Source organism: Mycolicibacter longobardus (assembly GCF_002102265.1).
Taxonomy (GTDB): domain Bacteria; phylum Actinomycetota; class Actinomycetes; order Mycobacteriales; family Mycobacteriaceae; genus Mycobacterium; species Mycobacterium longobardum.
In genome coordinates this window covers 26,271-38,198 of sequence record NZ_LQPG01000055.1, presented here as the reverse complement: position 1 = coordinate 38,198, position 11,928 = coordinate 26,271, and the positions used below count along the sequence as shown (strand labels likewise).

At 66.9% G+C, this 11,928-nt stretch carries 18 protein-coding genes and 1 pseudogene; 7 read left to right on the top strand and 12 right to left on the bottom strand.

Features of this window, described 5'->3' with window-relative positions:
• Positions 1-43: 43 nt before the first annotated feature.
• The 3 genes from AWC16_RS21610 to AWC16_RS24580 all read right to left on the bottom strand — a co-directional run bounded on the left by AWC16_RS21610 (position 44) and on the right by AWC16_RS24580 (position 1,333).
• Positions 44-448: a ChaB family protein gene (locus AWC16_RS21610; RefSeq protein WP_085266767.1), complete on the bottom strand. Its 405-nt coding sequence runs from the start codon at positions 446-448 to the stop codon at positions 44-46.
• Positions 449-581: 133 nt separating this feature from the next.
• Positions 582-1,091 (bottom strand): universal stress protein, encoded by a 510-nt coding sequence (locus tag AWC16_RS21605; RefSeq protein WP_085266766.1) that lies wholly within the window; start codon positions 1,089-1,091, stop codon positions 582-584.
• 71 nt (positions 1,092-1,162) lie between these two features.
• Complete coding sequence (locus AWC16_RS24580) at positions 1,163-1,333, bottom strand: hypothetical protein (RefSeq protein ID WP_165759291.1); 171 nt, start codon at positions 1,331-1,333, stop codon at positions 1,163-1,165.
• A 124-nt stretch (positions 1,334-1,457) separates the two neighbouring features.
• Between AWC16_RS24580 and AWC16_RS21595 the strand changes: the two genes are divergently transcribed.
• The 3 genes from AWC16_RS21595 to AWC16_RS21590 all read left to right on the top strand — a co-directional run bounded on the left by AWC16_RS21595 (position 1,458) and on the right by AWC16_RS21590 (position 2,957).
• Positions 1,458-1,691 (top strand): hypothetical protein, encoded by a 234-nt coding sequence (locus tag AWC16_RS21595; RefSeq protein ID WP_409370648.1) that lies wholly within the window; start codon positions 1,458-1,460, stop codon positions 1,689-1,691.
• A 48-nt stretch (positions 1,692-1,739) separates the two neighbouring features.
• A complete protein-coding gene (locus AWC16_RS24575) occupies positions 1,740-1,895 on the top strand; it encodes a hypothetical protein (RefSeq protein WP_165759290.1) in 156 nt (51 codons plus the stop codon).
• 105 nt (positions 1,896-2,000) lie between these two features.
• On the top strand, positions 2,001-2,957 hold the full coding sequence (locus AWC16_RS21590) for a sensor histidine kinase (RefSeq protein WP_085266763.1): 957 nt from the start codon (positions 2,001-2,003) through the stop codon (positions 2,955-2,957).
• A gap of 17 nt (positions 2,958-2,974) precedes the next feature.
• Here the strand turns inward: AWC16_RS21590 and AWC16_RS21585 are convergent, their stop codons facing one another.
• The 3 genes from AWC16_RS21585 to AWC16_RS21580 all read right to left on the bottom strand — a co-directional run bounded on the left by AWC16_RS21585 (position 2,975) and on the right by AWC16_RS21580 (position 4,337).
• Entirely contained in the window at positions 2,975-3,319 is a 345-nt protein-coding gene (locus AWC16_RS21585; protein ID WP_085266762.1) for a J domain-containing protein, read from the bottom strand.
• A 272-nt stretch (positions 3,320-3,591) separates the two neighbouring features.
• On the bottom strand, positions 3,592-3,864 hold the full coding sequence (locus AWC16_RS24145; protein WP_133056020.1) for a hypothetical protein: 273 nt from the start codon (positions 3,862-3,864) through the stop codon (positions 3,592-3,594).
• Between the two features lie 50 nt (positions 3,865-3,914).
• Positions 3,915-4,337, bottom strand: coding sequence for an Hsp20/alpha crystallin family protein (locus AWC16_RS21580; RefSeq protein ID WP_272937822.1), 423 nt, complete (start codon positions 4,335-4,337; stop codon positions 3,915-3,917).
• Positions 4,338-4,459: 122 nt separating this feature from the next.
• Here AWC16_RS21580 and AWC16_RS21575 point away from each other — a divergent pair, with 122 nt between their 5' ends.
• Both AWC16_RS21575 and AWC16_RS21570 read left to right on the top strand, forming a co-directional pair.
• On the top strand, positions 4,460-4,855 hold the full coding sequence (locus AWC16_RS21575; protein WP_085266761.1) for a MerR family transcriptional regulator: 396 nt from the start codon (positions 4,460-4,462) through the stop codon (positions 4,853-4,855).
• Positions 4,855-5,055: a hypothetical protein gene (locus tag AWC16_RS21570; RefSeq protein WP_085266760.1), complete on the top strand. Its 201-nt coding sequence runs from the start codon at positions 4,855-4,857 to the stop codon at positions 5,053-5,055. Before AWC16_RS21575 ends, AWC16_RS21570 begins: the two co-directional genes overlap by 1 nt.
• Positions 5,056-5,070: 15 nt before the next feature.
• On the opposite strand, the gene AWC16_RS21565 is transcribed toward AWC16_RS21570, so the two are convergent.
• The 6 genes and pseudogenes from AWC16_RS21565 to AWC16_RS24570 form a co-directional block, all read right to left on the bottom strand.
• Positions 5,071-5,292 carry a CDGSH iron-sulfur domain-containing protein gene (locus AWC16_RS21565; RefSeq protein ID WP_085266759.1) on the bottom strand — a complete coding sequence of 74 codons (222 nt, stop codon included), beginning with the start codon at positions 5,290-5,292 and terminating at the stop codon, positions 5,071-5,073.
• Positions 5,289-5,984 carry a HemK2/MTQ2 family protein methyltransferase gene (locus AWC16_RS21560; RefSeq protein WP_085266758.1) on the bottom strand — a complete coding sequence of 232 codons (696 nt, stop codon included), beginning with the start codon at positions 5,982-5,984 and terminating at the stop codon, positions 5,289-5,291. Before AWC16_RS21560 ends, AWC16_RS21565 begins: the two co-directional genes overlap by 4 nt.
• A 6-nt stretch (positions 5,985-5,990) precedes the next feature.
• Positions 5,991-7,812: pseudogene (locus tag AWC16_RS21555) on the bottom strand (thiamine pyrophosphate-requiring protein).
• A 49-nt stretch (positions 7,813-7,861) separates the two neighbouring features.
• The gene (locus tag AWC16_RS21550; RefSeq protein WP_420094315.1) at positions 7,862-8,545 is read right to left on the bottom strand and encodes a UdgX family uracil-DNA binding protein; all 684 of its coding nucleotides are present in this window, start codon (positions 8,543-8,545) and stop codon (positions 7,862-7,864) included.
• A gap of 5 nt (positions 8,546-8,550) precedes the next feature.
• Positions 8,551-9,507 (bottom strand): TIGR03557 family F420-dependent LLM class oxidoreductase, encoded by a 957-nt coding sequence (locus AWC16_RS21545; RefSeq protein ID WP_085266757.1) that lies wholly within the window; start codon positions 9,505-9,507, stop codon positions 8,551-8,553.
• 443 nt (positions 9,508-9,950) lie between these two features.
• The gene (locus AWC16_RS24570) at positions 9,951-10,097 is read right to left on the bottom strand and encodes a hypothetical protein (RefSeq protein ID WP_165759289.1); all 147 of its coding nucleotides are present in this window, start codon (positions 10,095-10,097) and stop codon (positions 9,951-9,953) included.
• A 214-nt stretch (positions 10,098-10,311) separates the two neighbouring features.
• Between AWC16_RS24570 and AWC16_RS21535 the strand changes: the two genes are divergently transcribed.
• Both AWC16_RS21535 and AWC16_RS21530 read left to right on the top strand, forming a co-directional pair.
• The gene (locus AWC16_RS21535; RefSeq protein WP_420094313.1) at positions 10,312-10,977 is read left to right on the top strand and encodes a PAS and ANTAR domain-containing protein; all 666 of its coding nucleotides are present in this window, start codon (positions 10,312-10,314) and stop codon (positions 10,975-10,977) included.
• Positions 10,978-11,163: 186 nt separating this feature from the next.
• Positions 11,164-11,919, top strand: a complete 756-nt coding sequence (locus AWC16_RS21530) for an STAS domain-containing protein (RefSeq protein WP_420094314.1) — start codon at positions 11,164-11,166, stop codon at positions 11,917-11,919.
• The last annotated feature ends 9 nt before the right edge of the window (positions 11,920-11,928 follow it).

Genomic DNA, 11,928 nt, shown 5'->3' with positions numbered 1-11,928 from the left:
TCAGCGAGACTCGACGGAGGAGAGCCGAAGCTGGAGCGCCGCATCAAGCCCGGCGGTTGTGCTTCTTGATCGCCGTGACCAGTTCTGATTTCCGCATGGTGGAGCGTCCGCGGATGTCGAGCCGGCGCGCGACATCCAGCAGATGCTGCTTACTGGCATTGGCGTCCACACCTTCAGCGGACGGACCGCTGTTGTTCGGGCCGCCGCCCTCGGCGCGCTTGTCCGACGGCCCACGCTTCTTCTTGGGCTCCCAGTGGTCGCCGACCTTCTCGAAGCTGTGCTTGAGTGCGGCATAGGCGACGCGGTGCGCGCGCTGCTCACTGCCGTACTCCTTGGCGGCCGCGTCGTGTGCTTTGGCGAAGGTGCGTTGCGCCTTGCTGCCGGAGCGCTGCAGGGTGCTCGGCAACTCGCTGCGCTTAGCGTTACCGCTCTTCGTCGTCTTGGGCATGAGACCTCCATTCAGCGACTGCAAGTGCAATCCGGATACCCGCCGGGGCGAACCGACAACCATCTCCACACCCGTCCGCGTTTGCCCGACGCGACGGTGGTCGCCGGCACGGCGATCCAGCCTGGCGGACAGCTCACCATCCCGTCGGGTCGACTCGCGCCGGGGCGTGCGCGGGATGCGGCATCCCTGGGTTGTTTTCGCGGATGACGGCCAAGGGACAATGACAGCGCGGCGTCAGTGCCGAACCGACCGAGCCGAACAGCACACGCCGCAACGGCCGGCGGCCGCTGGACCCCACGACAACGAGGTCGGCTTGGCGGGACAGTTCAGCCAAGACGTCAACCGGGTCAGTGAACGCCACCTTGGTGTTCACCCGCTCAGGCGCCCCGTCTCCGGTGCTGTCGGCGGCGACTGCGACGGCATCATCAACGATCCGTTGCACGCGCCGGTGCGGCAGCTCGTGCTGGCCGTACACCATCCATCGGGCCCTCAGAGGTGTCACCTGTGTTGAGGCGGCATGCACAAGGGTCAGTGGTAACGCGCGACGTTCAGCTTCCCGAGCTCCCCAACACACGGCGAGCCGTGACGCCGACGACCCATCGACGCCGACGACGATCCCGGCACTTACTGCGTCCGAAGCCATGATCGTAGTTGGGTAGCCATGCTGCCGTGCTGCCAAACAGCTACGCCGTCGTAACAGTTTCGGAGCCGACGCTATGTGTCGTCGCTTCGGGCTTCGGCGCCGGTTTCGCCGACGTCCAATGCGTCATCCGGGCCGGTACGCCCCACGTATGAACCGTCGTCGCCCCGACTGGCACGCGATCGCGCCTGGTGAAAGTCGGGTTCGACGTTCGATTCCGCCTTGTGGCCCTTCCGTCCCGTCATCACCGGCATCCTTTCCGTGTCCTTTTCCGCGGGTTACCCGCCGGAAACCGTTCCTAGACACTGAACTCAGGTTTCGACAGCATTGGAACGGGGAACTGATCGGGTACCGATGGACGGAGGACAGATGCGTATCGGTGGTTTCGCGGGCACGGTCGTGCTGATCTGGCTGCTTATCGGCGCTGTCGCCGCATGGCAACGCGGCTACTTCAGCGGAACGGAAACCAGTTGCGCCGCTGCCGGAACCATTGCGGCCACCACGCTTTTCGGCCCCCTGAATTACCTCGGGTTCAATCCTGTCGTGTCGGATTGCCACCTACCGGAGCCCAGTTCGTTGCGGGAGATCGGCGCGATTGTCTAAACGAGTGACACGATTACCGGAAAGATCATCGGAAAGAAGGGATTGGCAATGATTGGCCTCGGAGTGATCCTGCTTATTCTGGCGGTTATCTTCAAGATCAACGTGTTGTGGACCATCGGTATCATTCTGCTGGTCGTCGGTGCGGCACTGTGGATCCTGGGCGCGATCGGCCGCCCGGTCGCCGGTCGGCGCTACTGGTATTGATCAGCCCCAACCACCGCACGCCGCGTGCGCTCGAAGCGGCCGGGGCAGAACTAGACGGAGTGCACTTCTGCCGCCCGCGCACGCCGGATGACAGGGGCACCTGCGATGACCGTCACCGTCAACAATGATCCCGGCTGTTTTCGGCATATCGCGCTCTTCTACCGGTCACCGCAGGAGTATCTGGACTACCTGGTGCCCTTCGTCGCGGACTCCGCGGCCGCCGGAAACCCGGTGTTGGTCGCGGTGCCCGAACCCAATCTCTCGCTGCTGCGCGATGCCCTGCCTGCGGACACGATCACGCCGGTGGCTCTGGCCGACATGAGCCGGGTGGGACGCAACCCCGGCCACATACTCGGCGGCGTGTTGGGCACCTTCGCCGCCCGGCATCCGTCAGCGCCGGTACGAATGGTCGGTGAGCCCGTCTGGACCGGCCGGTCGAGATTGGAGTATCCGGCCTGTGTGCAGCATGAGGCACTGATCAACCAGGCATTCACCGGCCGGGACATCACGATTGTGTGCCCTTATGACGCAACACATCTGGAACCGGACATCCTGCTCGACGCCGAGATCACCCATCCGTGTCTGGGGAGCGCCGGGCACCCGACGCGCACCAGCGCGGGCTTCGCCCCCGATGCCGCGTGGGCACGCTACAACGAGCCGTTGCCCAGCAGCCCGACCGCGGCCACCTGCACCCTGCACCGACTCGCCGATCTGGCCGGCGCCCGGGAGTTCTCCGCGAAGTACGCCCGCTGGTTCGGTTTTGGCGACGCCGACATCGCCGACCTGCAACTGATCGTCAACGAGTTGGCATCCAACAGCCTGCAGCACGGGCGGGGCCCGTGCACCGTCCTGCTGTGGGAGGTGAGCGGACAATTGGTCTGCCAGGTACGCGATGCCGGCCACCTGACGGACCCACTGGCCGGGCGGCGGCCGATCATCCGCGACAGCGCTCAGGGATACGGACTGTTCGTGGTCAACGCTACCGCGGATCTAGTGCGGATCCACACCGCAGCGACGGGAACCACGGTGCAGGCCCATCTGCGGATGAGGCGGTCGGCCTGATCGCAGCAAGCGGGCAGTCAGCGGTGCCGGCGCACCGGGCCGGCCCACAGATCTTTCCGGGGCGGCGCAGCGGGTCTGCGGCGGTAGGTGACCGGAATATTCACCGGCCCGTGGGGGTTGCCAGCGGGGCGCGTCGGTCGTGGTGGATCGGCGGCGGCGTCATCCTGACCGCGGCGCAACAGATTGTATGCGCGCAGCAGCTGGCGCAGCTGCGCCTGCGCATCGGCGGTTGGCGGAACGCCCGCGTTGCCGGTGTCGGGGTGAAGGGCGCGCAGCTTGGTGCGGAAAGCGTGGCTGATCTCAGCCGGAGTGGCCGTGCGGGTCACGCCCAGTACGGCGTAGGGATCGGGATTCTGGCTCATAACGCCACCTAGGGTGAAGGCGGGCCGGCGTGGTCCCGCCGCCAGGGAGAGCAACGACGGCGGCGGGACCACGCCAAACCCTCGCGGTGACAACGCGCGCGGCCCACCCTTTATCTCTGCCACCTTGGTGGCGATGCGCGCGCAGGTCCGACCTGCGCCGAACGCGGTCACAGTGATCAGGTAGCCGTGGGCGACGCGCGAGTCACCGCCCGCTGGTGTTCATCGCGTGGGGCCATCACCTCCCTTGGCTGCGTGGTCATGATCGTGTCGCGTCACGGAGGAGACCGCTGTGATGGCCACACTCGCCTACTGCGGGACCGCGTGGCCGATCGGTGACGGCGACAGGCCGGCAGTGCCACGCTGCGCCCATCCGGCTTGACGCCGCGAAGAGCGAGTTTTGGCGGGCGGGGCCGGGTGGCGGGCGTTTCGGTGCGTTCCGCAGTGCAATGCCCGGGCGCCTCGGCGGTCAACAGGCGCAGCCATTCGGCGCGCACGATGCTCTCCGCCTCGTCGAGCACCTCCGCGATCAAAGTGTCGGTGGTCATCGCGCTCACCTCCTTCACCGTGCAGCAGGCCGCCTCCCGGCCCCTCGCAATCAGGCTTTGATGGCCCGCTCGCCGTGACTGCTGGCGACCTTGATGCGGCGTGGCTTGGCCTTCTCTGCAACCGGGATGGTCAACCGCAGCACGCCGTCTTGGTAGCTGGCCTGGATCTGCTCGGCATCGAGGTTGTCGCCGAGGAACAGCTGGCGGCTGAACACGCCGCGCGGTCGTTCTGCCGACACCATCTCGCGGCTCTGATCCAGTCCAGGACGTTCGGCGTGCACGGTCAGCACGTTGCGCTCGACGTCGAGGTCCAGCGAGTCCTCTGCCACCCCCGGAAGGTCGAACTCGACGATGAACTGATCGCCGTCGCGCCAGGCGTCCATGGGCATGACCGCCGGCCGTGCCGCAGTGCCCAACACCTGCTGGGTCCAGCGGTCGAGATCACGGAACGGGTCGGTACGCATCAACATCATCTCCACCTCCTAGATCTGCGGCAGATCATCTATGTCTACCGTCATAGATTTTTATATAGCACCGATGGTAGCTTCGTGCAAGAGAGCGTGAGGAGATTTCCAACGAGTGGAAGCGACGTAATGTGACCGAGAAGACGAATGCCCGGTCCGGGCTTGGGGTATACGGCATCTCGGTGGCTGCCGAGCTGTCTGGGATCGGACCGCAGACCTTGCGACTCTATGAGAGCCGCGGTCTGCTCACCCCGGCGCGCACTCCCGGCGGCACACGTCGTTACAGCGATGACGACATCGCGCGGCTGCAGCGGATCACGGAACTGGTCGACATCGGGATCAACGTGGCGGGTATCGGGCAGATCCTCGGTCTGGAAGCCCGTAACGCCCGGCTGGAATCCGACAACACCCGCCTGCGGTCCGACAACACCCAACTGAAATCGGACTATGCCCTGCTGGTAGCCGCCCAGCACGCCGAACGAGCGGCCGAGGGCGAACAGCGAGCGCGGAAACGAAAGGGATCGTGATGACGAACGCCGAAGGACTTCCGCCGGCCGAAGACGTTCCGGAAGCAGATCTCGCCGAGCAGTGGATCGGCGCCGATGACGACGAAGGGGGCTTGGACCCCGCCGACCTGGAGAACATCGGCGAGCTCGACGCCAACCCGGCCGACGTGATCGACCAGGCGATCAGGGTCCCGCTGCCCGACTACGACGTCGACGAGTGAGGCAGCCGGGCGGTCTCAGTCGGCGGTGTCGGTGTCGACGTGGCGCGTTGCGGTGTCGCGCTGCCGGTGACTGGTGTCGCACAGTGGGTAATTGCGGCTGCGACCGCAGGTACAGATGGCGACCATGAACCGATCCGATTCCACGACGCCCCCGGGGGTCTCGATGCGCACCGGCCCGGCAACCAGGACCGGGCCGTTGCGGACGGGCTGTATCAGGCGAGGCCGCTGCTCGGTCATGGCTTGTCCGCCCGGATCACCACGAGCTCCTCGATTCGGCAGCCGGGGGATATTCGACCGGTCTGTTCCAGCCAGCCGGCCCTCGCCGAGAGCACCGGTCCGAACGGGATACTTCGAACAGCCGAGATCTCGGCCGACAGGCCCGCCGCGCGCAGGATCGCCAGGGAGCGTCCGGCGTCGGCGAGGGCGGATTGCACCAACAGCATGGCGCCGCCCCTGCGCAACAGCGCTGTCGCCGACCGGCACAACGGGTCCAGCACGATTCGCCCGTCGACGCCGCCGTTCCACGACCACTCGGGGCCGCCGGCGGAAGCGATCGGGCCGCAGTTGCCCGGTGAGGGCACATAGGGCGGGTTCGACACCACCAGATCAAATGGCGCGCAGCGCAGTGCGGCACTCCACGGCCCCTGCCGGATCCTCACGTCCACGCCGGCGGCGCGCGCGTTGCCGCGGGCGCACCGAACCGCGCGCGGGCAGATGTCGAACGCGGTGACGCTGACAGCTCCGAGTTCGGCCGCCGCGATGGCCGCCACCCCGCTACCGGTGCACAGGTCCAGCACCCGGGCTCGGCTCGCCAGGCCGGTGCGTTCCATGGTGTCGATGAGAAGGTGCGAATCCTGCTGAGGCACATAGACGCCGTCCAGGTTCAGCGGCCGACTGCACAGCGCGTCGGGCGCACCGATGGTGGTCATCGGCGCCTACCCGCCGTTCTTGCTGCCGATGTCACGCACCGACTGCCTGGCCGTCTCGGTGAACTCGTGCATCTTCTGCTTCGCGCCCTTGGTGACGACGCCGACCCGGTCCGGATCTTTGAGCATGGCTTTGGCGGTGTTCTTGGCGATCATTCTGTCGATATGCGGCGGCACCGGCGGGACGTCGGGGTCCACCACCACCTCCAGGACCACCGGCCCGGGCGCGGACAGCGCCTGATCCCACGCCTGACCGATTGTCTCTGGGCTGTCGCAACGAATTCCGGTGAGTCCGAGCAGGTTGGCGAACTCCGCATAGGGCACATCCGGAATGACTTGTGAGTCTTCGAACTTGGGCTCACCGGCCATTGCCCGCTGTTCCCAGGTCACCTGGCTGAGATCCTTGTTGTTGAACACGCAGAAGATCAGCGGCCCGTCGGACAACCGGTCCTGGTAGCGCTTGACGGTGATCATCTCGGCCATGCCGTTCATCTGGAAGACACCATCGCCGACGATCGCGATCACCGGCCGATCCGGGTGAGCGAGCTTGGCGCTGATCGCGTACGGGGTGCCGGGGCCCCATCGTCGCGAGGTTCCCGGACAGTGAGGCCGCCATGCCGCGCCGCAGCCGCAGGTGTCGCGCCCACCAGTTGGCCACCGAACCCGCATCGGTGGTGACGACGGCATTGTCTGGCAGCCGCTTGGACAGCTCGTGCACGACCAGTTCGGGGTTCAGCGGGCTGGCTTTGTCGTGGGCGCGGTCGTCCAGCACCCGCCACCAGGTCTCGACTTCGCTTTCGACCTTGCGTCGCCAGGTCCGGTCTTTCTTGCGTTTCAGCAGTGGAATCAGTTCGACAAGCGTGTCTTTGGAGTCGCCGATCAGGTTGGCCTGCACCGGGTAGCGCACCCCGATCATTCGGCCATCGTGGTTGATCTCCACTCCGCGGCACTGGCCTTCCTGGGGTAGCCATTCGGAGTAGGGGAAGCTGGTTCCGATCATGAACAGCGTGTCGGCGTCCGTCATCATGGCCTCGCTGGCGGTGGAGCCCAGCAGGCCGATCGGGCCGGTGACATAGGGCAGTTCGTCCGGCAGCGCGGCGCGCCCGAGCGCCGCCTTGGCGACACCGGCGCCCAGCAGATCAGCAACCTCCACCACCTCCTCGGCGGCCTCGGCGGCCCCCGCGCCGACCAGGATCGCCACCTTTTCGCCCTCGTTGAGGATCTCGGCGGCTTTGCGAAGTTCCTTCTGCGGCGGGATCATTCGCGGCCTGGCCCATCCGACGCTGCTGAACACGGCCCCGTGCTGCCGCGGCGGCGAAGTGACCGCCTCTTCCTCGGCGACGTCCTCGGGCAGGATGATGGTGGCCACCGTCGCGTTGGTCAGCGCCACCTTGCAGGCCCGGTCCACCAGGTGGCGCGCCTGAACCGGCGCCATGCAGGTCTGGACGAAGTCCGAGGAGACGTCCTTGTACAGCGAGTTCGGGTCGATCTCCTGCTGGAACGCCGCACCCAGCGACATCCGCTTCTGCTGGCCGATGATGGCGACCACCGGCTGGTGGTCGAGTTTGGCGTCGTAGAGCCCGTTGAGCAGATGAATCGCCCCGCCGCCAGACGTGGCCAGGCAACAGCCCAGTTCGCCGGTGAACTTGGCGTGGCCGGTGGCCATGAACGCCGCCATCTCTTCGTGACGGGGCTGAATGAACTCCGGGTCTCCATCAGCCCGGTCCAGCGCGCCGATCATCGAGAGGATCCCATCACCGGGATAGCCGAAGATTCGGTGCACCCCCCACTGACGGAGCCTATCGACGATGAAGTCCGCGGTTTTCGGCATTGGCTGCTCCCTTCGACGCACGCACACGGTTTACCCGCCGCCGGGCTTGTCAAACGGCGGGGTGCGGTAGCGGTGCGCTGTCTCCGGTCACGGCGGCGTGAGCCACCCGCAGGTCGTCGACGAATGCCGCGTAGGCCTCGGCACGCTCATCGCTGCGGTCGCGTAGCACCGCCGAGGGGTGCACCGTGGCCAGCACTCGCGGTCTGCCGGCGGACCCCGCCAGTCCTGGCAGGCTCAGCAGCTCCCCGCGCCCGGTGGAGACGCGGAACGCCGCGCCGAGCAGGGACTGCGCAGCCGTGGCGCCCAGGCAAACCACCAGTTGTGGCCGCACCGAGTCGATCTCGGCGATCAGCCACGGCCAGCATGCCACCACTTCGGTGCGGCCGGGCTTCTGGTGGATCCGGCGCTTGCCCTCCCGCCGGGTGAACTTGAAGTGCTTGACCGCGTTGGTCGTATAGACGAGCGCCGGATCTATACCCGCGTCGCGTAGCGCACGGTCCAGCAGGCGCCCGGCCGGGCCGACGAACGGGTGGCCCTCGCGGTCCTCGTGATCGCCAGGTTGCTCGCCGACCAGCATCAGCGGTGCGCCGCGCCGGCCCTCCCCGAACACCGTCTGGGTGGCGTCGCGGTACAGCCCGCAGCCGCGGCACTGTGCGGCCGCCCGGCGCAACGCGCCCAGCGTCCGCCTCTCCGGCAGATAGCGCTGCGCACCAGGCTCTTTGGTCGCCGCCATCACGTTCACGCCGCCAGCTCAGGTGCGATCTCGGCTTCCCAGAAGGCGAAGAAGCTCTCCTGATCTTCGCCGATCTGCTGGACGTATACTTCGTCAAAGCCGGCGTCGGCGAACTCACGTACCCGGTCCAGGTACGGTTTGGCGTCAGGTCCTGCCGGCACCGACTGTTCCACCGCCTCGGTGGTGACCAGGCTCGACGCCTGCTCGAAATGTGCTGGGGTGGGCAGATTCTGGCCGAGCTCGCCGGGAAGCTGCTGAATGGGCCATACCGCGTGCGCGGTGCGCACCGCATCGTCTTTCGACGGCCCGTAGCACACCTTGAAGCCGGCCTGGGTGGGCTTGCCTATGCCACCGGCATGGTGGAATTCCGAGACCAGCTCCGGCGCGGGCATGCTGCATTGGTAGCCGTCGCCGATCCGGCCCGCCAGCCTCGCCGAGTGCGGCCCGTAACCGGAGACATAAATGGGTGTGGGCCGCGGCGGCAAGGTATAAAGCCGGGCATTTTCCACGGTGTAGTAGCGCCCATGGTGGTTGACCTGTGCGCCGGTGAACAGTTCGCGGATCACCGCGACGGCCTCTTCGAGCATGCCGCGCCGGACCGCGGCCGTTGGCCAACGCCGGCCGGTGATGTGTTCGTTCAACGCCTCTCCGGTACCGACCCCCAGCGTGAACCGGCCATCGAGTTGCGCGGCGCTGGTGGCTGCGGCCTGGGCGATCACCGCGGGGTGAGTCCGGATGATCGGGCAGGTGACCGCGGTGGTGATCGGTAGCGTGCACGCCTGCGACAGCGCACCGATCACCGACCAGACGAAGGCGCTGTGCCCCTGTCGACCGTTCCAAGGGTGAAAGTGATCGGAGATCCACAGCGCCTCAAATCCGGCCCGCTGCGCCCGAACCGCCTGGCGAACCAGCTCGTTGGGGTGAAACTCTTCGCAGGACAACGCATAGCCCAGGGTCGTCATGAGTCAGAGATACCCGCCGTGGAGGTGACTAATCGTGGTTAGCGGTTCCGGCGACTGCAACCCCGACTTTCGGGGTGCCGGTTCTCACCGGCTCTCCGCTGCCTGGTTCCCGGTCGCCGGGACGCTTACCGAGGTGGTTCCCGTGATAGTCGTGGTGGACGAACTCGTGGTGGCGGATGTCGAAGCAGTCGGTTCGGTGCTGGACGCAGTCGGGGTCGCCGGTTCCGCGTTCGCCGGGCCGGCGGAATCCGGCCCCGCCACCATGACGACCGCCCCCACCGCCACGCTGGCGGCCGCTGCCGCCAATCCCAGCGTCTTGCCCGTCATTCTCAGCGCACTCATCATGACCTCCGGTGAGTCGTCGATATTCGTGCCGTCTCCGGCGCGCCAAGGATGGTTACCCAGGTCGTCTCGACATAAACGTCACGCCTGCGCGGACTGCGTCAGTGGCCGCCCGGGGTTCCGTTGCCCAGGCAGGCCATCCGGGCACCGCCGACCGCGCCACGGTCGACGATATTGCGGGTGTCGATCACCACCGCGCCGAGCGCGGCGCATCGCGCGGCGAGAGCCGGGCACTCGGTGAGCACCACGATCGCATCGGCGTCCTCGCGTCTGGACTACCGGAAAAGCGTTCACAGTTGCGCGGCGATTCGGAATTGTGGATAGTTACGCCAAGCTCGGGCGTTCAGCAGACAGCGCCGGTCGGGACCGTCCGTGCATCACTCCAAGGATTCCAGACCGCGGCTCGCCCGCCGGCCGTTCGGAATCAGCTCATACTGTTGGGTACGAGAAGGCGGGTGTGCGGTGGTCGGGGATGTCAACGCGTCTTTTGCTGCGCCGCCGGGCGACGATGCCGACGAACACGACGACCTCGCGATGCTCGGCGCCGGCGAGCCGCAGCGGGTCGGCCGGTTCAGGTATTGGCTCAGCGACGAGCGCTGGGAGTGGTCGGACACGGTGGCCCGGATGCATGGCTACGAGCCGGGCACCGTGGTGCCCAGCACCGATCTGCTGTTGCAACACAAGCATCCCGAGGACCGCGCCCAGGTGGCCGAAGTGCTGAACCGGGTGGTCCTGGGTGAGCCTTTCAGCAGCCGGCACCGGATCATCGACACCGGCGGACAGGTCCACTGGGTGATCGTGATCGGCGATCGCATGCTCGACGACGCCGGAGTGGTGACCGGAACGGCCGGCTTCTACGTCGACGTCACTGATGTGCTGCAGGCCGATGTCAGCGCCGCGGTCTCCGAAGTCACTCAGTCACGGGCGGTGATCGAGCAAGCCAAGGGTGTGCTGATGGTCGCCTACGGTATCTCCGCCGAGCGGGCCTTCGACATCCTGGTGTGGCGTTCGCAGGAGACCAACGTCAAGGTGCGCGACCTGTCGGCCCGTTTCCTTGCGACGTTCACCGGCCGGCTGCCGGCCGAGGTGCTTTCCGACCTCGACCACACCCTGCTGACCGTGAACTGAACCCGCGGCGCGAGGACAACGCTGGACGATACGGCGCGGGAGCGGTTGTCCGCGCAGCCCAGTGGGTAGCCACCTTCAGGTGGTGAGTGCGATGGCAGGGAATCCCAGCCTCTGCATTGTGGTCGGGGTGGGAGATGCGCCGGGGTTACGTCCATGCGGCCGTCCACGGCAGGCAGGATTGGAACCCTGACCAGGAGATCGAGTCAGCTGACGGTGTCAGCGGACACCGTAGCCGGGGTCTGCCTGCTGAAGCCCCTCGGCACGCTGGACAGCGGCACCTACCTCCAGCTGCGCGACAGCGTGATCAAGGCGGCGCTCGACGAACCTCCGGCGGTGCTGGTAGACGTCAGCGGCCTAGACGTTCCTGCGCCTTCGGCGTGGTCGGTATTCACCAGCGCCCGTTGGCATGTGAGCATCTGGCCCGTTATCCCGATCTTGTTGGTCTGCCCGCCCTCGGAGGCGGCCAGGCAGATCGCGCGGGCCGGGGTGACCCGCTACTTGCCGGTGCATACCGATGTTGAGAGCGCGTTGGCCTCGCTCGCGCACGGCAAGCACCCACGCCACCGGGCCCGCATCGAGCTGCCACATCGGCTGACCAGCCTGCTCGACTCCAGGGACTTCGTGAACAAGTGGCTGACCAACTGGTCGCAGGAGCAGCTGATCCCGACCGCCAAAGTGGTGGTCGACGTCTTGGTCGAGAACGTGCTTCGCCATACCGAAAGCCCGTTGGTGATCCTGCTGGAAAGATCCGACTCTGCGGTCACCGTCGCGGTCCAGGACGCCGACAGCGCCCCCGCGGTGCGCCACGAGACGGCCGCGGGTGGCGCCGACGAGACGTCCGGCCTGGCTGTGGTCAGCGCCGTGTGCCGTGCTTGGGGCAGTAGCCCCACCCCGAGTGGCAAAACGGTCTGGGCCGTGATCGGTCCGGAGAACCGGCTGTAGCCGACCGGT